Consider the following 21,609-nt stretch of genomic DNA (forward strand, 5'->3'; position numbering starts at 1 on the left):
GTCTATTGTTCAACAACGGCCATAAACCAATAGGTAGCCAGCAACTCGCCAGTGGATAAATGTATGCTATAAGTCAGATCATAAAGCCCGGGCGTATTGAATGAGATGGTGGCGTTTGCCCCTGATATTGAAACGTTAGCTTTAGTTCCTATAGCATTATCACCTTTTGCATCCTCTACCGTCCAGGCTGTCTGCACAAAACTTCCATATGGTAAAATTTCGGAAGTAGCGGGAGAATAATCGCTACTAATTCCCACATAAGTTTCTCCTGTTCCACTACTGCAATTCAATAAACCATTAATATTTACATGCCTATAGTATTTCCTCGTGTTCATGTTATTATAAGGACCGTATCCCGGGGCATGCCGCATCAAAGGCCCTTTTCCCCATTTAGATTCATACATGCCTGAAACAGAAGAAACCACGGCCGAATGGTCAGACTGGATATAAAAAATCTTTTGAGCAAGTTGCGGAGTAGTACTCGTGTAATAATCTCCTGTCCAATATTTAGAAAGGTTATCATTGGATGTGTTTATTGTTGCATCAACCCAGCAAGTCTGACCGCCCTGTGTCATATTCCAGGCATAACTATGACAGTTATATGAACGAGTAGAACCTGCCAAAAAAGTGGCGTTAGGGTAGGTTGAGATGGTAAAGGTATTCAGTGCATTTTTTTCCGCATCTGATATTTCCGGAAGAATTACTCCTGTGACAGCTTTCCCGCATTTAGTGTATAATGTGACATGGTTTTCTGCATAAGTGCTTATGGATAAAAATAGCATCCATAAACTGAATATATAAGCCTTCATAATTATTTGTTGTTAATGATTAATGAAACTTTTGTATAATCTTCCAAACTCTCTACTTCGCCTCCCATTTTCACATAGTTAGAGAGAAAATTCTTTGTTTTGGCATCCACTACATCCGATTTCAACTTTATTTGAGCCCCTAATAGTAGGGATTTTTTAATAGAATGCATACTATAAATATTGGGATACAGCAACTTCTCTTCGTATCTTTTATCTCGTACGCTTTCTAAGCGAGATATATTCGAATCTGAATACAGATTAGGAATAGCTTCCGAACATAAAATCAGCTCCAAGTATCCTATATGTAAAATAGACAACTCATTATTTGTAGTAGAAGAGCGTGTCATTGCTTTTTTCGCAATATTTCCCACATCAATTTTTTCATAATAGGCTATCAACTTATCAGCAGCATCTTGTCGTTTTTGCAGTTCCGCAAAACCATTGAAATGATCCATTATTGTTTTTATGCCATCCAGCTCATTATTATAAGCTAAATAATTCCCGTATAATGGATAACTCATACATGTTTGTATTAAATCATCCGTTGACATACCTTTCAGTATTTCATCCGGAATTTGGCAAGCTGCCTGCATTTCTTCAAGGCTTTGAAATGTTCGCCAAACAGTAGGGTTCGTTACAGCATCAAAAGAGAAAGGGGCATCAACAGCTTTTACTTCTACTTGCTTCTGTGCTTCAGTCTCTATTACACGATTTACATTTCCATCACACGCATATAGCAATATAAATGGAATAACAACAAATAAAATTTTTCTCATAGCAAAACGTTTTTAAACTGTATGAGCCTAAAATAAAAAAACATTTATAAATCAAAAAAAAAGGATTGTTTATTTATTCTTTTTTAACCCTCTGATGGCTTGAATTCGGTATAACTCCCATGTACATATTACTTTGTAAATTAGGTAAATAGTTATGATGTCACTAAAATGGCAGTGTAGAATTATATCGAACTCGGGCATAAAACAGAGGAAGCAGCAAGGGGGAGAATAAGGAATGTTGTAATTGTTTACTGTCCGAATTTCTCTTTGGCAAAGAATTGGGAGGGTGAAAAAAGAACGTGCCGGAAGTGCTTCTGAGAGGGGGTGACCTAAGTCGTATACTTAGGTATCCTAAGTATACGACTGATGTACCCTCGATATAGGACTGATTTCGCTTCTCCTTTTTCATCGCTTCTCCAAAAGGCTTTATTTGGTGATATTTTTCAAAAGAAGTCCGGTCTTGGATTCCGGCCTTTTTAATGCTTCTTTTCTCCGGATATGCGTCGTGCTTGAGGCGGCTGTCCGTCACTGCCGCTCCCTATCACCGGCCGGTTACCGGACGGCCTCGTTCATGTTGAGGAAAAGCAGGCGGTTTTCTTGGGTCAGCATCAACAGCTTGTTGCCGATTGCTTCGCCTTTGCGGAGCGAAAGCGGCATCCGGGCTACGGGCATGCCTATCCGGTGAATGAAATGGTATTTGTTGTTGAATCCTATACAGAGGTAGTCGCGAAGACGGATGCGGATGGGGTACACTTCTGACAAGTGGTAAGTGCGGCTGATGTTCAGCTCTTTGTCTATCTCGTAAAGGGTTCCCTTATCGTTATATACCGGGCAGTATTGCCCGTCGAAATACAGGGGTGTGAAAGCGGTGCAGTCGTTGTTGGCGGCATAAAGGGTGTCGGGTCGCATGGCGTAGAGGTGTCCGTTCCGGTCGGTATCCCAAGGGGTGATGTTCACGACGGAGTCGGTCAGCTCCTGATAGGCCAGGCCATCGTCGAAAAGCATGTAAAGCGCATCCTTGGTGTGCAGCGCATCTTCTACGATGTCTTTCTTCATACTGAGCTTGTTGAAGAAATGTTCTGTGCCCTCTTGCAGGTCGTAGCAGGCAATGAAAGGGCGTCCGTACTTCTTTCGGCTGCCATTTGCACGCAATCCGTACCCGTAGCTTAGCATGTACAGCTTGTCGTCTTGTACGAAGAGGATGGAACGCCCGGCTTTCACGTCCGGAAACTCCCGCTTCCAGACAAGGTTCATGGTCGAGTCGATGCAGGCTATCTGCTCACGGTCGGCCCAATAATACCGGCCTTCGTGTTGCAGGATGTTCGATGAGAGCGAGGTGATGGTGTTGTTCGCTACTGGAACGTAGGCGTAGTACATGTTTCCTCCGCTCACTGCCGCACCCATCGTTCCCATAGCCACTGCTGCCAATCCTTGCAATATGGCGGCTTTCGTGTCGTAGGCGCCGGGGCTTCCGGGGAATGTCTCCATCTCGCCTGTCCGGAAATTCAGCCGGTGCAGTTCGTCTGCCACGATGAGCCGCCGTCCGTCGGCCAACTCCTCTATCCGGCTCCAACCGTATTGGTGGGGCATCTTTGTCTGCCACAGCTCGTTGCCCGAATTCAGGTCAATGGCGCACAGCTTGTTCGAGGTGGCCGATTGGTAGCCCAGCATCAGCCCCAGCGAATCGTCTATGTAGATGGGGTGCAGTTTGGTTTCCCATCGTTTCGTTCCGTCTTCTTTGTTCAGCAGCCACACCTTGCCGTTGCGGTTGATAAGCACACCCTGCGAGAGGCATCTGGTGGCGGTGGAAAGGTAGTTGATGGGACTTTTCCACAACAGTTCTTGCCGGTTTAAATCGTAGAAACCGATTTCACCTTTGTTTTGCAGATACTTCCCGCTCTTGGTCGTTTCGCGGAAGTTGATGCAGAGGTAATCTCCCTCTTCGCTCATGGAGAAAGTTTCGGCTCGTTGCGGCAATGAGTAGGCGATGGCGCGCAACTCTGTACCGTCGGCTTTTGTCCCGATGGAAACAGTGTCGGGTTGTACTTGGGCAAGCAGGCTTGCAGAAACGAAGCAGAGCAATGGGAGCAGGAAGCGTGTTTTCATGACGAATGGCTGTTTATGAGTTTATTCATTGGTTTACGGGTGGTATAAACACGTGGCAAAAGTATATAATTCTTTTGAAATCATAGATTTTAACTCCTGTTTTTTGTACCTTTGTATCCGCAAAAAGAACATCTTTGCGCAAAGTTTGTTTTTATGATGTAAAAGGATTGTACAATTAAAATTCGATTGATATTATGAGCAAGAAAGCCCTTTTAATGATTCTTGATGGCTGGGGCATCGGCGATCAAGGCAAAGACGATGTGATTTTCAATACGCCTACTCCCTATTGGGACAGTCTGCTGGCCGATTACCCGCACTCGCAACTTCAGGCAAGCGGCGAGAATGTGGGTTTGCCCGACGGACAGATGGGCAATTCCGAGGTAGGCCATCTCAATATCGGTGCCGGACGTATCGTATATCAGGATTTGGTGAAGATAAACCGTGCCTGTGCCGATGGAAGCATCCTGAAAAACAAGGAAATCGTTTCGGCTTTTTCTTATGCAAAAGAGAAGGGAAAGAACATTCACTTCATGGGGTTGACCTCTACCGGCGGTGTACACAGCTCTTTCGACCATTTGTTCAAACTCTGCGATATTTCTAAGGAATATGGCATTGAGAACACTTTCATCCACTGCTTCATGGATGGCCGCGACACCGACCCGAAGAGCGGTAAGGGCTTCATCGAGCAGCTGACCGCCCATTGTGGCAAGTCAGCCGGCAAGATTGCCTCCATCGTGGGGCGTTTCTATGCAATGGACCGTGACAAGCGTTGGGAGCGCGTCAAGGTTGCCTATGATTTGTTGGTAAACGGTGAAGGCAAGGTGGCTACGGACATGGTCCGGGCCATGCAGGAGTCGTACGACGAGGGCGTTACGGACGAGTTCATCAAGCCGATTGTGAACGGAGGCTTCGACGGCACCATCAAGGAAGGCGATGTGGTTATCTTCTTCAACTACCGCAACGACCGCGCCAAAGAGCTGACCATCGTTCTGACCCAGCAGGATATGCCGGAACAGGGCATGAGCACCGTGCCGGGTTTGCAGTACTATTGCATGACGCCGTATGACGCAAGCTTCAAGGGCGTGCACATCCTTTTCGATAAGGAAAACGTTCAGAACACGTTGGGCGAATATCTTTCGGCCAACGGCAAGACGCAGCTCCACATGGCCGAGACCGAGAAATATGCTCATGTCACGTTCTTCTTCAACGGAGGCCGCGAAACTCCGTACGACGGTGAGGAGCGCATTCTGGTTCCTTCACCGAAAGTGGCTACCTACGACTTGAAGCCGGAAATGAGTGCCTACGAAGTAAAAGACAAATTGGTGGAAGCCATCCGTACCCGGAAGTTCGACTTCATCGTCGTGAACTTTGCCAACGGCGACATGGTGGGACATACCGGTGTTTATGAAGCCATCGAGAAGGCGGTGAAAGCCATCGATGCATGCGTGAAAGATACAGTGGAGGCTGCCAAAGCAAACGACTACGAGGTAATCATCATTGCCGACCACGGCAATGCCGACCATGCGCTGAACGAAGACGGAACGCCGAATACGGCTCACTCTCTCAATCCCGTTCCCTTTGTCTACGTCACTGAAAACAAGAGTGCGAAGGTGGAGAACGGCGTACTTGCCGACGTAGCTCCCTCTATCCTGCACATCTTGGGCATGAAACAGCCTGAGGAGATGACAGGAAAGGACTTGATAAAGTAAGAGCGTTTCTTAGAATCTATAAATAGAAAAAAAGACCGTAATCTTCAAAGAGGTTACGGTCTTTTTGTTTTTGAGAGTCTGTTATCAGAATTTATATCCTACGGTAACACCGATGTTGGCATTTCTGGGCGATCCACTCTCTCCAAGTCTGCAAACTCCCAATTGGGTGTTGATGCCAACGAGGATGGCACCGAATTCAAGACCGGCTTCAATGTTGATACCGGCATCGAAACGATTCAAGTCAACCCCATCTTTACCGAATGTATCGGCTTTCTTCTTTATTGAGTTGTCACCGGCAGTAACTGTAGCGGTCGTCTTTCCGCCTATGCCGTAAGCAAAGTAAGGACCGCCGGCCACAACGATGTTGGTGTTCCCCGCAGCATTGAAGCGGAATTGTAGGTTGACAGGCAATTCCAGATAGGTTTGATTGAAGGTGATGTCGCCTTTGATATTTTCTTCGAGGAAATTGGCGGAACCGGAAAACTTTGCTCCTTTTGAGCTAAGGTATAAAGAGGGTTGCAATGACATAATCTCACTCAAAGCATACTCCATACCCACACCGATGCGTACGCCCGGTTTGAACTTGGCATCGTCTGTGTTGTCGCCTACATAGGTGCTCATGTTCAGACCTCCTTTTACGTTCCATGATACTTGTGCAAAACCGCTCATGGAAACTACCAGTGCAAATAGCACTAACATAATTTTCTTTTTCATGTCTTTTTTACTTTAATAGTTCAGTTGATTTCGAATGGATATCAGTTAGATACCGGGGGCAAAGATAAATAATATATTAAAAAAGCAGGTTCTTTACCTTTGTTTTTTGATGATAAGACCGGTTTCAGTCAGATGGAAGTGTTATCTTTGCGACCTCATTTTATAATGTGCGATAGAGAAATGGTTCAGATAGATGATGTAGTGGTCAGCCTTGATGTGCTGCGCGAGAAGTTTCTTTGCAACTTGGACGCCTGTAAGGGAGCATGTTGCATAGAAGGAGATGCCGGAGCACCGGTGGAGCCGGAAGAGGTGGGGAAACTGGAAGAAGCCTTGCCGGTGATTTGGGATGAGCTGGCTCCCGAAGCTCGTGCCGTAATAGAGAAGCAAGGTGTGGTATATACGGATGAAGAAGGAGATTTGGTGACTTCCATCGTCAACGGCAAAGATTGCGTCTTTACCTGCTATGACGAGAAAGGTTGTTGCTATTGTGTCATCGAGAAGGCATACCGGGAAGGGAAAACCGATTTTTATAAACCGGTCTCCTGTCATTTATATCCTATCAGAGTAGGTGATTACGGACCTTACAAGGCTGTGAACTACCATCGTTGGGATGTGTGCAAAGCTGCCGTATTGCTTGGACAGAGGGAGAGCCTCCCGGTATATAAGTTTCTGAAAGCGCCGTTGATTCGCAAATTCGGCGAGGATTGGTATGCCGAATTGGAATTGGTGGCAGATGAGATGAGGCAGCAGAAGATGCTGTAATCCTCCGGCTCTATAAACAAACAAGATGCGCTGTAATAAGAACGTGAGTTCGATATAAGAATTAAATGAAAATATTCCGTTTCTTATTGATTATAAGTACATTAAGTTATTATCAATTCTTCTTAAAATGGACTTGATTAGATAAAATAGCTCACTATAACCCTTTTAAGTGGTAATAAATACTCGAATTACAAGATTATTTCTTTATTTTAGGGTTTATAAATCTCTAAGTGCCTTATAGATAACATATTAGAGAAATTTCTTATATCGAACTCACGTTAATAAGAAAAGCTCCGGTCAGCAGGAAATTCCTGCCCGTCCGGAGCTTCTTCGTTGTAAGATGCGAAGTTAGTTAATAAAGATGTATGGTTTGGCGACTTTCGTCACCGAGGTTATGCATCGATGTTTGCATACGTTGCATTCTTTTCGATAAATTCGCGGCGTGGTCCCACGTCTTCGCCCATCAGCATGGAGAAGATGTAGTCGGCTTCGGCGGCATTCTCAAGATGCACTTGCTTCAGCATGCGGTTTTCCGGATTCATGGTGGTTTCCCACAACTGTTCCGGATTCATCTCACCCAAACCTTTGTAGCGTTGTGTATGGACGGCATTCTCCGAGCCTCCGCCATAAGTGTCGATAAACCTCTGACGCTGCTGGTCTGTCCAGCAATATTCCTTCACCTTGCCTTTGGTGCAGAGGTAAAGCGGTGGGGTGGCGATATAGAGGATGCCTTGCTGGATGACTTGCGGGAAGTAGCGGAAGAAGAGTGTCATAATCAGCGTGTCGATGTGAGAGCCATCGACATCGGCATCGGTCATGATAATCACTTTCTTATAGCGCAACTTGTCTATGTTGGCTTCCTTGCTGTCTTCTCCGTTCACGCCGAAGCGGATGCCTAATGCCTGGATGATGTTGTTTACCTCGTCGCTTTCGAATGCCTTGTGCCACATGGCTTTTTCCACATTCAAGATTTTACCGCGCAACGGCAGGATGGCTTGGAACGCACGGTTGCGTCCTTGCTTGGCCGAACCGCCTGCGGAGTCTCCTTCGACAAGGAAGAGTTCGCATTCCTCGGGGTCTTTGCTGGAGCAGTCGGCCAGCTTGCCCGGCATGCCGCCGCCCGACATCGGGGATTTGCGTTGTACGGACTCGCGGGCTTTGCGTGCGGCAACACGTGCGGTTGCGGCAAGCAGCACCTTATCTACCACTACTTTGGCTTCTTTGGGATGCTCTTCCAAATAGTAAGTCAGCGCCTCGCCCACGGCTTGGTTCACGGCGCCGCTCACTTCGCTGTTGCCCAACTTGGTCTTGGTCTGTCCTTCAAACTGCGGTTCGGCAACCTTTACGGAGATGACGGCAATCAGCCCTTCGCGGAAGTCCTCGCCGGAAATCTCCACTTTGGCTTTTTCCAAAGCTTTGGCGCAGTTGTCGTCGGCATATTTCTTCAGTACGCGGGTCAGTGCGGCGCGGAAACCTCCTTCGTGCGTACCTCCTTCTCTTGTGTTAATGTTATTGACATAAGAGTGCAGGTTCTCGCGATAGCCGGTATTGTACATGATGGCGCATTCGATGGGAATGCCTGCCTTTTCGGTGTTCAGATAGATGACGTCGTCGAAGAGCGGAGTGTTGTTGCTGTTGAGGTAGCGTACAAATTCTTTGACGCCCTCCTCGCTGTGGAATGTTTCGTTTATCGGATTGCCTTCCTCGTCTTTCTGGCGAAGGTCGGTCAGTGTGATGTAGATGCCTTTGTTCAGGTAGGCCAATTCGCGCAGGCGTGCTTGGAGGGTGGAATATTTATATTCGGTGACGGTGAAGATGCTGCCGTCCGGCCAAAAGGTTTGTTTGGTTCCCGACAGGTTCGTGTCGCAAACACCAACTTCTTTGACGGCATAAAGAGGCTTTCCGCATTCGTATTCCTGCTGGTAGATTTTCCCGCCACGGAATATCTGAGTGGTCATGTGTGTGGAAAGTGCGTTTACGCAAGATACACCCACGCCGTGCAGACCGCCGGATACTTTATAAGACCCTTTGTCGAATTTACCGCCTGCGTGCAACACGGTCATAACGACTTCCAAAGCGGATTTCTGTTCCTTTTCGTGCCAGTCTACCGGAATACCGCGACCGTTGTCCTGTACGGTGATGGAGTTGTCTTCATTGATGGTAACTTCGATGTGGTCGCAATAGCCGGCCATGGCTTCGTCGATGGAGTTGTCCACCACTTCGTACACCAGATGGTGCAAACCATTCTCGCTGATGTCTCCGATATACATGGCGGGACGTTTCCGCACAGCTTCCAATCCTTCCAGAACCTGAATGTTGCTTGCGGAATAATTGTTCTCGCCAATTATCTTTTCTTCTTCAGTCATAATATTTTTTCTTATTGTAATAACAGAGCAAATATACTGAATTTTATTGAGATATGACGTTTGTTGCGTGGATAAATTCGATTAGTTTACAGCTTTTTAGTACAGGAAGTGGTGATAATAGGGGGGGGAGTGGGGAAGGTGAACCGGGTACAAATAAGAAAGGCCGAACTAAAAAAGCTCAGCCTCTTGTATTCTGTGCACGACAAATCTGATTATGACAACTTGTTGATGTAGATTGCCAATTTGGACTTCAAGTTGTTCGCTTTGTTTTTGTGGATGATGTGGGTCTTTGCCAATTTATCCAACATTTTTGTAACACCGGGATACATGGCGATTGCTTCGGCCTTTTCCGTGGTGTTGCGAAGTTTACGAACAGCATTTCTCATGGTCTTGCCATAATATCTGTTGTGAAGTCTTCTTGCTCTTTCTTGTCTGATTCTTTTCAGTGATGATTTGTGATTTGCCATCTCGACTAATCTTTTTAATTCGTTTATTTTTATTTGTAGCCCGTGGGGGAATCGAACCCCCCTTTCAAGAATGAAAATCTTGCGTCCTAACCGATAGACGAACGGGCCATCCTTTGTCGAGCGTTTCCGCTTGTGCAAACACCTTTTCTCTCGTTTGCGGATGCAAAGGTAGAAACTATTTTTGAATTGGCAAAATGTTCTTGCTAAAAAATAATTTGGCTTAGTTGCTTTATCTTCGTTTTTTCTTATTTTATGGGCTGATAATCAATAAGGTATTAATGCTTTATTTTTTTGTCCTTTGCTGTTTTTCTTATTCTTTTTTATTCGCTCTTTGTTTCTCGGGCTTTTTTCGTAGCTTTGTTATCCGATTGAAACCAAACAAGAGCGGACGGAATGTTACAGAAAACGTTGGGGATTGTGCTGCACACCCTGAAATACAAAGATACTTCACTCATAGTCGATGTCTATACAGAGGCGTTTGGCAGGGCTTCGTTCCTGGTGTCTGTTCCCCGTTCGCGCAAGGCGATGGTGAAGTCGGTGCTTTTCCAGCCGTTGGCGTTGGTTGATTTGGAGGTTGAACTTCGTCCTACCTCCACCATATATAAAGTGAGGGAGGCGAAGTCGCATTATCCGTTCTCTTCCTTGCCTTATAACCCCTATAAGTCGGCCATAGCCATGTTTCTGTCAGAATTTCTTTATCGTGCAGTTCGTGAGGAGGCTGAGAACCGCCCATTGTTTGCCTATTTGCAGCATTCTGTTATTTGGTTGGATGAATGCCGAACAGGGTTTGCCAATTTTCATCTGGTTTTCCTGATGCGCCTTTCCCGTTTCCTGGGGCTCTATCCCAATTTGGAAGATTATCGTCCGGGCGACTATTTCGATTTGCGGAATGCCTGCTTCACCTCTTTGCGGCCGCAGGTCCATTCTAATTATATCGTTCCGGCAGAAGCCGCCCGGCTGACACGGTTGATGCGGATGAATTATGAGACGATGCATCTTTTTGCCATGAGCCGCGAGGAACGCATGCGTTGCCTGATCATCATGAACGAGTATTATCGGTTGCATCTTCCTGATTTCCCGGTGCTGAAGTCAATCGAAGTGTTGAAAGAATTGTTCGACTGACTTCATTACTCTTATACCCATCCGTTGGCCAGGCGGTCTTTTTTGTTGAAGCTGACCAGTGTCCAATCATGGGTTGCTGCGTTTTGCCGGTAGATTTTCTGTGCCACCGGCATGTTTTCTTCGTTCAGCTCGTATTGGCTTCTTTGTACATCTTTGTCGTAGGCGCGGTGTTTTTCATTCCAGCGCGCATAATCCATGATGATTTTTTCGGTGCCGTAAGTGTAGGTTATCTTATAATAGGGCATCCATTGTTCCTTTATGCTGTTCCATTTGCTGGCTTGTTTGCCGGTGAGACGATTCTGTTCATCGTACGTAAATTCATAGCGGAACTGTTTGCTGAGGTAGCTTCCCTCTTGCTTGAAGATGGTTTTGGCCGTCACTAGTCCGTTCTTTACTTCTTCGTTGGTGATGAAATTCTCTTCTTGTGCTTTCACTTTCATATTCATAGCAGTTGCCATAATCATTGCTGCGAATACCATTGCCTTGAATAAAACTGTTGTTTTCATACTCTTTTATTTTTTAGGGTTATTACTTTCCTTGTTTTACTTTTAGACGCTGCAGCCGGTTGGAAAGTTGCATGCCTGTCCTCTCTTTTGCTCCTGCGTCTTCGCAAGATAATGGTCAATAGCTGTGCCAAACAGGTAATTGTCTGTAAATCAGCGTGATTATGGTTTGCTTGACTGTTCGTTTTCGAACGGTTGTCCGCCTATGAACGGACATTTCGGCTTTCCTTTTGAAAAATCTTGCCAAATTTTCTTTTTTGAGGGCCGAGAAAAAAAAGATGGGACGGATAGGACGTATATTGATGGTACATCAGTCCTATACTGATGGTGCCTCAGTCGTATACTGATGGTACATCAGTCGTATACTTATGTACCCCCTCGTCAGAGGGTGCTCTGGCAAGGGTGCTTTTGCTTTTTCTTTTTTCCTCGAAGAGGTTTTCAGTAAGGTAAACGATTGTTACATTGCGGGCTTTCTTCCCTATGTTTCATGAAATCATCTTCTTTTTTAAAGGCAGATACAAGCACTTCTGCCCCCATCCTGTCTATGCCGCCCGGATAGTCTGTTGGTAGCGTCCGGGGATAGAAAAAGCGTGCTTTAACCCGCTGCCGTCTCTCTTCTATCCGATAGAGAGAAAGCAATAGGGTTGAAGCACGCTTCTATAAACAAGCAGTATGATTCGGGTGGAGCTGTTTTTATCCCAGCAGTTCTTTCACTTTGGCAGAGATGGCGCGTCCTTCGGCAAGTCCGGCTAATTTTTTACTGGCTACGCCCATCACCTTGCCCATGTCTTTACCGCCGGTGGCGCCTACTTCACTGATAATCTCTTTCAAGGCTGCTTCCAACTCTTCGGGAGACAACTGTTTGGGCAGATAGGCTTCCATCACTTTCACTTGGGCCAGTTCGGCATCTGCCAGGTCCTGCCGGCCTTGCTGTACATAGATCTCGGCGGCATCCTTGCCTTGCTTGGTCAGTTTTTGGATAATCTTCAAAGCGTCTGCGTCGCTCAAGGTATCGTTGGCGCCGGGGGCTGTTTTTGCTTCGAGGAATACTTTCTTTACATTTCTCAAGGTGTCGAGGGCTATTTTATCTTTAGCCTTCATGGCGGTTTTTATGTCTTCGCTGACTTTTTCAAATAAATCCATTTTGTTATTTGCTATTTTGACTATTTACTATTTAAAGAATGGTTTGTGTGTCCGGCAAGATTGTATCAGGCCCGGCACATGGTTGGGCATTATATGCTAAACCGGATAATTCCCCCTTCGTTGGCTTCCGCCTCGCGGGCAGCCTCGGCAGCAAGTGCTTCTTCGGCGTTGCTCTCGGCTTTCTGCTTGATGGCATTTAGCGTACTCTTGTCACGTAAGTAAGTGGGCGAGTTCTCTACCATGCCGATGATGTCGGCATTATCCAGGTCTTCGGGATTGAAGAGGTAGATGTGGCGACGGCGGTTACGCTGCGACCGTGCATTGACGTCTTTGCCGTAGTACACTTCGCGGCGGCTTCGCTTCTGTTCTTCCTCTTCTTCCAATTCGGCAAGGCGCTGCTGTTCTTCGGCGGTGCGCTGGTTGATGCGGTCGTCCATCTCCTTCATGTGGATGTCCTGAATACCAAACCCGGTGGCGAGCAGGGTAATCTTTACGCTCTGCTCCAACTTGTCGTCTTCCACCATGCCGAACTTTGTCTCGAAGTCGCGGTTGAAGCGGTTCATGAATTCCTTTATCTCGTCCATTTCGCTCATCATCAGTTCGTGCTCACTGCTGTACGAGATGTTGAGCAGCACTTTCTTGGAGTTGAAGATGTCGTTGTTGTTCAGCAACGGCGAGTGTTGGGCGTTGCGGATGGCCATGCTTACGCGGCTGTCGCCTTCGCCGTAGCCGGTACTCATGATGGCTACGCCGCCATCTTTCATCACCGTGCGTACATCGTTGAAGTCGAGGTTTATGATACCTCTCATAGTGATAATTTCGGCAATGCTCTTGGCGGCCACCAGCAAGGTGTCGTTGGCTTTGGCAAAGGCTGTCTTCACGGAGAGGTCGGGATATATCTCGCCTAATTTCTCGTTGTTGATGACGAGCAACGCATCCACGTGTTTGCTGATTTCCTCTACGCCGTCCAACGCTTGGTCTATCTTCTTATCGCCTTCCCAACGAAACGGGATGGTGACAATGCCCACCGTCAGTATGTCCATGTCCTTGGCTATCTTGGCTATGGTCGGTGCGGCTCCGGTTCCGGTTCCTCCACCCATTCCGGCAGTGATGAATACCATCTTGGTGCCATCGTTCAGCATATTCTGCACGTCGCTGATGCTCTCTTCGGTAGCTTCTTTGGCTTTGATGGGAAGGTTGCCGGCTCCCAAGCCTTCGTGCCCCAATTGCAGTTTCACCGGTACGGGTGACTCTTCAAGAGCTTTGCGGTCGGTGTTGCACACCACGAAAGCCACATCATGTATGCCTTCCCGATACATGTGGTTCACGGCATTGCCGCCACCGCCACCCACACCGATTACTTTGATGATTTTCGGGGAATCGGTGGGGAAATCGAATTGTACTATATTATCCATATCTTTTATAAATTGATAATTGACAATTGATGACTGACAATTGGCAATTTGATGATTACTTTTTTAGTTCATGTCGTCGTCCGAGAAGATTACATTGGAAAATCTGCTAATGCCCTTCTCAATCCAACCGGGCCTTCTCTTCTTCTCTGCTTTCTCACGCTCTTCTTTTTCTTTGCGTTCACGCTCCTTGCGTTCTTTCTCTTCCTTGTCGCGCTGTGCTTTGGCGGCACGTGCGGCAGCTTCCTGTTCTTTTAATGTTTCGTCATTATCGAACATGTCAATCTGTTGGGAAAAAGCGCTTTCGGGATCGGAGGTCTGCGCAGGCTTTACTTCCTGCAAGCAGCAGTTTTCGTTTCCGGCGGCCAGCAGGCCGAGCAGCGTATTCTGCATGCCATCTTTCTTTAGTCCTTCGACACGGCCGTGCACAGCGTTACATATGAATGGGGCGATTCTCACCTTCTCCATCTTGCTTATCCTGCGGAAGGCCTTTTCCAGATTCTTCAGGTTAGAGCCTCCACCGGTGAATACAACACCGGAGAAGAGTTTATCCTCATAGCCCGAAAGTTGCAGTTGGCTCCATACGTTGGCAAGAATCTCTTCGGCACGTGCTCCGATGATGTTGTTCAGCAAGCTCAACTCGAATGTGCGTCCGTCTTCAAGCGTACATGCAACGGTTGTTTCGCTTTCTTCTTCCTCTTCGTAGAGTGCGTTTCCGTATTGTATTTTCAGTTTCTCGGCATCCTCTTCTTCCATTTGCAGCGAGGCAATGTCTCGGGTGATGGTGTTTCCACCCAATGGCAGTACGCTGAGGTAGCGCAGAATGTTGTTCTTGAAGACAGAAATGGTGGTGGTATCGGCACCAAAATCCACCAGCGCACATCCCGAACGCATTTCACTTTCGGTCAGCATCACTTTGGATAATGCTATGGGGGTCACAAGTAAGTCGTCGGCTATTTCTATCTTAGCTTGCTCGAAGCTGTGCTCCAGATTCTTCTTCAGCGATGCACGCGACACGATATTGAGGAATTGTCCGGTGATGTATTGTCCCGTAGCACCCACCGGCTCTACTTGTAGTGTATTGTCTATCTTATACTCTTGAGGGGCTACATCCAGCACACTCATCTCTATCAGAGGTGCGTCGTGATTTTCATCGCAAATCTCGTCCACTAATTCTTGCGAGATGATGCTTTCTTCCTCCAGCGTGCGGCTCACCTTATTCTTGACCGTGCGCAAAGATTGTCCGCCGATGCCTGTATATACCTTGGCTATGGAGTTGTTCAGTTGTCCTTCCAGCTTATTGATGATGGAAGTCAGTGCCTGAGCTGCCTTGTCGATGTTGTAGATGACCCCCTTATGGATGAACGAGGAGGCATCTTCGCGTGTGTAAGCCAACACTTGGAGACTTCCGTCACTGTTCTTCTTTCCTGCAATACCGGAAATCTTGGAAGAACTCAACTCGATGGCGGCGATAAAATCTGTTGTTGCCATATCTTTTTATTTACTATTAGACTATTTACAATTAATTATTTGCTGCACGATACCATCCGACAATTGAATCGTGATTGAAAAATGAACGGATGGTAAAATCCTTTATTCCCTTTTCGTACAAATTATTTGGTTATCAAATTCTACGTTGATGCGGGAATATTTGTTCCACCCCACCTGATTCAATCCTTTTTCATAAAATGCCTTGACGCGTTTCAGCTTCTTCTCGAAATCCGTCAATTTGCCTAAATAGATAAGATGGTCGCCTACGCGTGGCACTAATTCGATATTCTTGCCGGGCAACACATTGATTTGCTCTATTTGTGCATCCCAGAATGAATTATTTTGCAAAAATACACCAAACTTATATAAATCCCTCATTGCAAACGACTTTTCTACATTTCCGGTCACTACAGCAAGGTGTGCAACGCACTTCACGTCGGGGGGCATCACGGTGCCTTCATTGTCCAGATAGTAGTTCTCGCCGTTGTTGGCTATTATTCGCAGAATGGGGATGCGCTGGCTTACTTCGATGCAAAGTTTACCACTTGGCGTTTTGTAACATTCCACCCGATTGATGAGGGAATGTTTGGCAAGTTCCTTTTCTAAGGTTTTGGTACGTATGCGTTCCAGCTCCTTTCCTATAGGGCTGATGCCTTTCTTCTCCAATAGGGCCACTACTTCCTTTTTCGTAATGAAGCCGGCGTATGCCGTATCCTTTATCACCAGCTCCACCTCACGACACACCCGCGAGGATGGTCGCCTGTTGAAAGTGGTGACTGCCACTACCAGGTAGGCAATGACAAGCAGCAGAACGATAGAAAGCAGAATCCTTTTAATCATATCTCTAATTACATTTTACGGTTTACTGTTTGCTGCGCTGTTCAAGCAGACGGGTGATTTCGGGTACGTAATTATCCAAATCGCCGGCTCCCAATACTATCAGCACTTCTATTTCTTTCTCGGAAAGCAGTTTCAGTATATCCTCTTTCTTGCAGATACACTTCTCAATGCCCGACCGCAGATGGTCATAAATCAATTGACTGGTTACTCCGGGAATAGGTAACTCACGGGCAGGATATATCTCGGTCAGGATGACTTCATCGAGCAAGGAGAGGCTGTCGGCAAACTCTTTATAGAAATCGCGGGTGCGGGTATAGAGGTGAGGCTGGAAAATGGCGGTTATCTTCCTGTCTTGATACAGTTCGCGAACGGACTTCACGCTTTGCGCTATTTCTGCCGGATGATGGGCATAATCGCTGAGGAAAACAATCTGATCGGTCTTCAATTTGAAGTCGAAACGACGGTCTACTCCACTGAAGCTTTTCATGCCTTGTCTGATTTCCTCGTCTGTGGTACCACTCAGATGGGCAAGTGCCATAGCGGCTATGCCGTTTTCGATGTTGATACTGACGGGGACACCTAATTGGATGTTGTTGATGCGGGTGTCCGGTGCCACGAAGTCTATGAAGATTTCGCCGTTCCCGATACGGATATTCTCGGCGCGAAAGTCGCCTTCGTTGCGCGAATAGATGTAAGTGGTCACGCCGGGACGGACATCGGGTTGTAGTTCCAGTCCTTTGTGGATAATCAATGCACCGCCCGGTTGGATAAGGGTGGTATAGTGGCGGAAACTTTCAAGATAAGCTTCTTTGGTTCCGTATATATCCAAATGGTCGGGGTCGGTGGAAGTGATCACGCTTACCCAAGGTGACAACCAATGAAAGGAGCGGTCGAACTCATCTGCCTCGATAACGGTGTAAGGACTGGTTGGAGAAAGTAACAGGTTGGTACCATAGTTCTTTGATATTCCTCCGAGGAATGCCGTACAACCTATATGGGATTGATGAAGCAAATGGGCGGCCATGGTGCTGGTAGTTGTTTTGCCGTGTGTTCCTGCCACGCACAGGGCTTTGCTGCTGCGAGTGATGATTCCCAATACTTGGGAGCGTTTGTGAATTTCGAACCCGTTTTCACGGAAATAGCTCAGCTCTGCATGCTCTTGCGGAACGGCGGGAGTGTAAACCACCAAAGTGCCGGCCTTGTCTTTGCATGCTTCGGGGATAAGGTCTATATCTTCTTGATAGTGTATTTGCGCTCCTTCTTTCATCAGGCGTTCGGTCAGTTCGCTGGGGGTGCGGTCATATCCCGCCACCATCTTTCCTTTGGATAGAAAGTAGCGTATCAAGGCACTCATGCCGATGCCTCCGGCACCGACGAAATAGACAGATTTGATAGTTTCTATATTCATTTCTTAATTAGTTTCAATACTTCTTTTGCAATAATGGTAGCTGAGTCTGGCAGTGCCAGCGCAGCAATGTTCTCACTCAGGCTCTTCAGCTTTTCTGCGTTGGTGACGGTTTCTAACGCAGTAGGTAACAATTTCTCATTGGCTTCTGCATCTTTTACAAAGATTGCAGCACCTTTATTCACCAAAGCCAAAGCATTTTGAGTTTGATGATCTTCTGCCACATTGGGCGAGGGTACCAAAATGACGGGCTTGTGTAGAAGACAGAATTCGGAAATGGAACCGGCACCGGCACGTGAAATTACGAGGTCGGCTGCTGCATAGGCTTGTGCCATGTCCTTGATGAAATCCGTTACATATAGATTGGGGATTGCAGGGATGTGAGGCTGGCGCACGGGTTCACCTGTGGCAGCAGTGATTGCTTCTCTGACCTGATTGATATATATCTTCCCTGTCTGCCAGATAAACTGTATGTCGAAGTTGGCACGGATGCTTTCCAGCTCTGCGGTCAGTGTTTGGTTGATGGTGCGTGCTCCTAAACTGCCGCCCAATATAAGAATGGTTTTCTTTGCCGGATTCAGCCCGAAGTTTCCTATGGCTTCTTCGTGCGAGGTGAGGTGCGTGAGCAGACTTTGGCGTACAGGGTTTCCGGTCATGATGATTTTTTCTGCCGGAAAGAATTTCTCCATGCCTTCATAAGCCACACAAATCTTGTCGGCTTTCTTGGCGAGCAGTTTATTGGTGACGCCGGCATAAGAGTTCTGTTCCTGTATCAACGTGGGAATCCCCATCATTCCTGCCATTTTCAGCGTGGGACCGCTGGCATAACCACCTACGCCTACAACAACTTGTGGGTGGAACTCCTTGATGATGCAGCGTGCTTTCCATTGGCTGCGTACCAGCTTCACCAGTACGGCAAAGTTTTTCCACAGTCGTTTGCGGTCGAAGCCTGCAACGGGGAGTCCTATGATCTTGTATCCGGCATCAGGAACTCGCTGCATTTCCATTCTTCCTTCGGCTCCCACGAATAGAATCTCGGCACTGGGGTGGAGTTCTTTTATTGCATTGGCTATGGAAATTGCAGGAAAAATATGTCCTCCGGTTCCACCACCGCTGATAATGAGCCTGATCTTTTGCTTTTCATCTGCAGAAAGAGGTGGAAGGTTGTTATTGTTGCTGTTTTGATTCATATTAGGTTCCTTTCTTTATACTGTCTTTTTTAGTTATTGCTTGCCGTCGGATTTATTTGAATTCTGCATCCCTATTCAGCATTTCTGCTGTCGGGTCGGCTGCCGTCTGTGCGTCACTGATTGTTGTAGATGCTTGGTTTCCTATATCTCCGGTATCTATCAGCATAGGGATTTGTGCATCGTGCAGACGCTGTTCCTCCAATTTGGCCGTATAGCGGCTGACGCTTAATATCATGCCGATATAGGCGCAATTGATAAAGGTGGATGTACCACCCTTGCTGATGAGAGGTAGCGGTTGTCCGGTAACAGGTGCGAGTCCTACGGCAACCATCATGTTGAATAATGCTTGCGTGACGAGTAGCAACCCTATTCCGATGATAAGGAAAGCCGGAAATGTCCGGTCGCATTTTTTGGCGATGCGTCCTACGCGTATTAGCAGGCAGATATAGAGGAATACGACAAAGAATCCGCCCAGCAGTCCCAGCTCTTCGATGATGATGGCATAGATAAAGTCGGAGAATGCCTGACTTAAAAAGTCACGTTGTACGGAGTTGCCCGGTCCTTTGCCAATTAAGTTGCTTGTGGCTACGGCAATACGGGCATGTGCCACTTGTCCGTCTCCGTCTATGTCGAATTTGGCGGCAGGTATTTCTTCCTTGCCGCTAAAGTCGGCGATACGGGATTTCACGGTTGTGAAGCGGTGTCCCATCGGTATTTTTTCGAGTGTATCGTTCGGTGTGGCAAGCAGGAAGGTTACGAACAGGACTATAAAGGCAAGAATTCCTCCGCCCAGTATTATCAGTTTTTTGGCAGGTACTCGCCCGATGAACATCATCAGATATACGGTTCCGAATAGCAACATCCCTGTTGAGTAGTTTTCGGGCAAGATAAGCCCGCAGACGAGGCAAGTGATCAGCATGATACGTTTGAAGGCTTTTGGATTTGCTCCATCCTCATTTTGCCCACGAGCAAGGATGGAGGCAGTAGCTATGATGACGGCCATTTTGGCTATTTCCGATGGCTGGAACTGAATGCCCATGAAGGACATCCATCGGGCGGCACCGTTCACGCGGTCGCCTGTGAAGAAACCCGTCGCCATGACAATGGCCAGTAACAAGCAAGAAATGGCCAGTAGAGGTATAGGGAATACCTGAAACCATTTGTAGGGGATGTTGTGTACCAATACCACAATCACCGCACCTACCATCAGAAGAATGCTGTGTTGGGTGATGGGCCCCCAATGGTCGCCGCTCTTGTAAGTCAGTGTACTGGCGGCACTGAACACCTCTATGATGGAGATGAGACAGAGGAAAAGGAAGATAATCCAAATCACCTTGTCGCCCTTGAATATGCTTCTTAATAAGTCCAATACTTCTCTATTTTAAAGTTTATAATAAAAAGTCAAACATTATATTCCTCTATTGGAGGCAATGCGGCATTTGTCTGCTACAAAGCTCTTACGCAAGCTTTGAATTGGTCTCCTCTGTCTTCATAACTCTTGAAAAGGTCGAACGAAGCGCAGCAAGGGCTGAGTAGCACGGTTTCACCTTTCTTTGCCAACTTGAAAGCCGCATCTACGGCATCTTTCATTCCGGTTTGCACATCGGCTACGGGTAAGCCCATGCGGTCGAAGAAGTCGTGCAGCTTTTCATTATGCAGTCCCAAGTAGACAAGGGCCGAGCACTTTTCGCGAACAAGGTCTTCTATCTCCATATAATCGTTGCCTTTATCCTTTCCGCCGAGAATCAATACCGTTTTTGTATTCATGCTTTGCAGGGCGTACCAGCAGGAGTTCACATTTGTAGCCTTGGAGTCATTGATGAAGTGCACGCCACGCACTGTAGCCACTTTCTCCAGACGATGCTCCACTCCCTTGAAGTCGGACAAGGCTTTGCGGATATATTCCTTTTTAATGCCGGCAAGATTGGCAGATATACCGGCGGCCAGCGAATTATATAAATTGTGCTTTCCGCTCAGCGCCAGCTTCTCTTGCTCCATGTTGAAAGCTATCGGTTCATTAATCTCTATCTCTCCGTCTTCGGCATAGGCAATGGCTCCATCTTCTTTTACAGCGGCGAAAGGGTAGAGATGAGCTTTCAATCCGTGCTTGTCCAACTCCTGCTTGATGATGGGGTCGTCGTTCCAAAAGACGAAAGCATCCTCAGGTGTCTGGTTTTGTGTGATACGGAATTTGGCATCTATATACTTCTGCATGCAGTGGTCGTAGCGATCCAAATGGTCGGGGGTGATGTTCATCAGTACGGCTATGTTGGCACGGAAGTTATACATATTGTCCAGTTGGAAAGAACTGAGTTCAATCACATAATAGTCATGCTGTTCGGTGGCTACTTGTAAAGCTAAGCTCTTGCCTATGTTTCCTGCTAACCCCACGTTCAATCCTGCACTTTTGAAGATATGGTAGATGAGCGAGGTGGTCGTGGTCTTTCCATTCGAGCCGGTGATGCACACCATCTTGGCATTGGTGTAGCGGCCGGCAAATTCTATTTCCGAGATGATGGGCGTGCCTTTTTCTTTCAGTTTCAGAATGAGCGGAGCATCGTTGGGGATACCGGGACTTTTCACCACTTCGTCGGCATTCAGAATCAACTCTTCCGTATGCCGGCCTTCTTCCCACGCAATGTCATGTTTGTTCAGCAGCTCTTTGTACTTGTCTTTAATGGCTGACATGTCTGATACAAACGTGTCGAATCCTTTCGTCTTAGCCAATACGGCAGCTCCTGCACCGCTTTCGCCGGCTCCTAAAACTACAATTCTACTCATAACTTATTTTGTT

The 21,609-nt window shown here is 47.0% G+C and carries 18 protein-coding genes and 1 tRNA gene; 3 read left to right on the plus strand and 16 right to left on the minus strand.

The genetic code is table 11. The features are described 5' to 3' along the window. Window positions 1–2: 2 nt before the first annotated feature. The 3 genes from C3V43_RS10510 to C3V43_RS10520 all read right to left on the minus strand — a co-directional run bounded on the left by C3V43_RS10510 (window position 3) and on the right by C3V43_RS10520 (window position 3,691). Window positions 3–809 carry a DUF7689 domain-containing protein gene (locus C3V43_RS10510; RefSeq protein WP_106069768.1) on the minus strand — a complete coding sequence of 269 codons (807 nt, stop codon included), beginning with the start codon at window positions 807–809 and terminating at the stop codon, window positions 3–5. A gap of 2 nt (window positions 810–811) precedes the next feature. After that, window positions 812–1,585 (minus strand): hypothetical protein, encoded by a 774-nt coding sequence (locus tag C3V43_RS10515; protein ID WP_106069769.1) that lies wholly within the window; start codon window positions 1,583–1,585, stop codon window positions 812–814. 552 nt (window positions 1,586–2,137) lie between these two features. Then, window positions 2,138–3,691 carry an outer membrane protein assembly factor BamB family protein gene (locus C3V43_RS10520; RefSeq protein ID WP_106069770.1) on the minus strand — a complete coding sequence of 518 codons (1,554 nt, stop codon included), beginning with the start codon at window positions 3,689–3,691 and terminating at the stop codon, window positions 2,138–2,140. 194 nt (window positions 3,692–3,885) lie between these two features. On the opposite strand from C3V43_RS10520, the gene gpmI reads away from it, so the two are divergent. Further along, window positions 3,886–5,400 carry a 2,3-bisphosphoglycerate-independent phosphoglycerate mutase gene (gene gpmI, locus C3V43_RS10525; protein ID WP_106069771.1) on the plus strand — a complete coding sequence of 505 codons (1,515 nt, stop codon included), beginning with the start codon at window positions 3,886–3,888 and terminating at the stop codon, window positions 5,398–5,400. Window positions 5,401–5,484: 84 nt separating this feature from the next. On the opposite strand, the gene C3V43_RS10530 is transcribed toward gpmI, so the two are convergent. Further along, window positions 5,485–6,114, minus strand: coding sequence for a porin family protein (locus C3V43_RS10530; RefSeq protein WP_106069772.1), 630 nt, complete (start codon window positions 6,112–6,114; stop codon window positions 5,485–5,487). Window positions 6,115–6,294: 180 nt separating this feature from the next. Between C3V43_RS10530 and C3V43_RS10535 the strand changes: the two genes are divergently transcribed. After that, complete coding sequence (locus tag C3V43_RS10535) at window positions 6,295–6,876, plus strand: DUF3109 family protein (RefSeq protein ID WP_106069773.1); 582 nt, start codon at window positions 6,295–6,297, stop codon at window positions 6,874–6,876. Between the two features lie 392 nt (window positions 6,877–7,268). Here the strand turns inward: C3V43_RS10535 and gyrB are convergent, their stop codons facing one another. From gyrB to C3V43_RS10550, 3 genes are all read right to left on the minus strand, one after another. Then, window positions 7,269–9,242, minus strand: coding sequence for a DNA topoisomerase (ATP-hydrolyzing) subunit B (gyrB, locus tag C3V43_RS10540; RefSeq protein WP_106069774.1), 1,974 nt, complete (start codon window positions 9,240–9,242; stop codon window positions 7,269–7,271). A gap of 212 nt (window positions 9,243–9,454) precedes the next feature. Next, complete coding sequence (rpsT, locus tag C3V43_RS10545; RefSeq protein WP_106069775.1) at window positions 9,455–9,709, minus strand: 30S ribosomal protein S20; 255 nt, start codon at window positions 9,707–9,709, stop codon at window positions 9,455–9,457. A gap of 36 nt (window positions 9,710–9,745) precedes the next feature. Continuing rightward, window positions 9,746–9,817: transfer RNA gene (locus C3V43_RS10550), tRNA-Glu, on the minus strand. Between the two features lie 285 nt (window positions 9,818–10,102). Between C3V43_RS10550 and recO the strand changes: the two genes are divergently transcribed. Continuing rightward, window positions 10,103–10,831, plus strand: coding sequence for a DNA repair protein RecO (recO, locus tag C3V43_RS10555; protein ID WP_106069776.1), 729 nt, complete (start codon window positions 10,103–10,105; stop codon window positions 10,829–10,831). A gap of 11 nt (window positions 10,832–10,842) precedes the next feature. Here recO and C3V43_RS10560 read toward each other — a convergent pair whose 3' ends face one another. The 9 genes from C3V43_RS10560 to murD all read right to left on the minus strand — a co-directional run bounded on the left by C3V43_RS10560 (window position 10,843) and on the right by murD (window position 21,596). Beyond that, complete coding sequence (locus C3V43_RS10560) at window positions 10,843–11,337, minus strand: DUF3836 domain-containing protein (RefSeq protein WP_106069777.1); 495 nt, start codon at window positions 11,335–11,337, stop codon at window positions 10,843–10,845. Window positions 11,338–12,027: 690 nt separating this feature from the next. Next, entirely contained in the window at window positions 12,028–12,477 is a 450-nt protein-coding gene (locus C3V43_RS10565) for a GatB/YqeY domain-containing protein (protein ID WP_106069778.1), read from the minus strand. A gap of 89 nt (window positions 12,478–12,566) precedes the next feature. Further along, on the minus strand, window positions 12,567–13,892 hold the full coding sequence (gene ftsZ, locus C3V43_RS10570) for a cell division protein FtsZ (protein WP_106069779.1): 1,326 nt from the start codon (window positions 13,890–13,892) through the stop codon (window positions 12,567–12,569). A gap of 63 nt (window positions 13,893–13,955) precedes the next feature. Next, window positions 13,956–15,380, minus strand: a complete 1,425-nt coding sequence (gene ftsA, locus C3V43_RS10575; protein ID WP_106069780.1) for a cell division protein FtsA — start codon at window positions 15,378–15,380, stop codon at window positions 13,956–13,958. Window positions 15,381–15,482: 102 nt separating this feature from the next. Beyond that, window positions 15,483–16,220 carry a cell division protein FtsQ/DivIB gene (locus C3V43_RS10580; RefSeq protein ID WP_106069781.1) on the minus strand — a complete coding sequence of 246 codons (738 nt, stop codon included), beginning with the start codon at window positions 16,218–16,220 and terminating at the stop codon, window positions 15,483–15,485. 22 nt (window positions 16,221–16,242) lie between these two features. After that, complete coding sequence (gene murC / locus C3V43_RS10585; protein ID WP_106069782.1) at window positions 16,243–17,628, minus strand: UDP-N-acetylmuramate--L-alanine ligase; 1,386 nt, start codon at window positions 17,626–17,628, stop codon at window positions 16,243–16,245. Then, on the minus strand, window positions 17,625–18,815 hold the full coding sequence (gene murG, locus C3V43_RS10590) for an undecaprenyldiphospho-muramoylpentapeptide beta-N-acetylglucosaminyltransferase (RefSeq protein ID WP_106069783.1): 1,191 nt from the start codon (window positions 18,813–18,815) through the stop codon (window positions 17,625–17,627). Before murG ends, murC begins: the two co-directional genes overlap by 4 nt. Window positions 18,816–18,867: 52 nt before the next feature. Beyond that, window positions 18,868–20,184 carry an FtsW/RodA/SpoVE family cell cycle protein gene (locus tag C3V43_RS10595; RefSeq protein ID WP_106069784.1) on the minus strand — a complete coding sequence of 439 codons (1,317 nt, stop codon included), beginning with the start codon at window positions 20,182–20,184 and terminating at the stop codon, window positions 18,868–18,870. Window positions 20,185–20,261: 77 nt separating this feature from the next. Beyond that, window positions 20,262–21,596, minus strand: a complete 1,335-nt coding sequence (gene murD / locus C3V43_RS10600) for a UDP-N-acetylmuramoyl-L-alanine--D-glutamate ligase (protein ID WP_106069785.1) — start codon at window positions 21,594–21,596, stop codon at window positions 20,262–20,264. Window positions 21,597–21,609: the final 13 nt, after the last annotated feature.

The organism is Prevotella heparinolytica (assembly GCF_002998535.1).
GTDB classification, from domain to species: Bacteria; Bacteroidota; Bacteroidia; order Bacteroidales; family Bacteroidaceae; genus Bacteroides; species Bacteroides heparinolyticus.

Excerpts from the sequence above, each read along its gene's own strand:
- C3V43_RS10510 (WP_106069768.1), bottom strand. The coding sequence starts at position 809 with ATGAAGGCTTATATATTCAGTTTATGGATGCTATTTTTATCCATAAGC.
- C3V43_RS10515 (WP_106069769.1), bottom strand. The coding sequence starts at position 1,585 with ATGAGAAAAATTTTATTTGTTGTTATTCCATTTATATTGCTATATGCG.
- C3V43_RS10520 (WP_106069770.1), bottom strand. The coding sequence starts at position 3,691 with ATGAAAACACGCTTCCTGCTCCCATTGCTCTGCTTCGTTTCTGCAAGC.
- gpmI (WP_106069771.1), top strand. The coding sequence starts at position 3,886 with ATGAGCAAGAAAGCCCTTTTAATGATTCTTGATGGCTGGGGCATCGGC.
- C3V43_RS10530 (WP_106069772.1), bottom strand. The coding sequence starts at position 6,114 with ATGAAAAAGAAAATTATGTTAGTGCTATTTGCACTGGTAGTTTCCATG.
- C3V43_RS10535 (WP_106069773.1), top strand. The coding sequence starts at position 6,295 with ATGGTTCAGATAGATGATGTAGTGGTCAGCCTTGATGTGCTGCGCGAG.
- gyrB (WP_106069774.1), bottom strand. The coding sequence starts at position 9,242 with ATGACTGAAGAAGAAAAGATAATTGGCGAGAACAATTATTCCGCAAGC.
- rpsT (WP_106069775.1), bottom strand. The coding sequence starts at position 9,709 with ATGGCAAATCACAAATCATCACTGAAAAGAATCAGACAAGAAAGAGCA.
- recO (WP_106069776.1), top strand. The coding sequence starts at position 10,103 with ATGTTACAGAAAACGTTGGGGATTGTGCTGCACACCCTGAAATACAAA.
- C3V43_RS10560 (WP_106069777.1), bottom strand. The coding sequence starts at position 11,337 with ATGAAAACAACAGTTTTATTCAAGGCAATGGTATTCGCAGCAATGATT.
- C3V43_RS10565 (WP_106069778.1), bottom strand. The coding sequence starts at position 12,477 with ATGGATTTATTTGAAAAAGTCAGCGAAGACATAAAAACCGCCATGAAG.
- ftsZ (WP_106069779.1), bottom strand. The coding sequence starts at position 13,892 with ATGGATAATATAGTACAATTCGATTTCCCCACCGATTCCCCGAAAATC.
- ftsA (WP_106069780.1), bottom strand. The coding sequence starts at position 15,380 with ATGGCAACAACAGATTTTATCGCCGCCATCGAGTTGAGTTCTTCCAAG.
- C3V43_RS10580 (WP_106069781.1), bottom strand. The coding sequence starts at position 16,220 with ATGATTAAAAGGATTCTGCTTTCTATCGTTCTGCTGCTTGTCATTGCC.
- murC (WP_106069782.1), bottom strand. The coding sequence starts at position 17,628 with ATGAATATAGAAACTATCAAATCTGTCTATTTCGTCGGTGCCGGAGGC.
- murG (WP_106069783.1), bottom strand. The coding sequence starts at position 18,815 with ATGAATCAAAACAGCAACAATAACAACCTTCCACCTCTTTCTGCAGAT.
- murD (WP_106069785.1), bottom strand. The coding sequence starts at position 21,596 with ATGAGTAGAATTGTAGTTTTAGGAGCCGGCGAAAGCGGTGCAGGAGCT.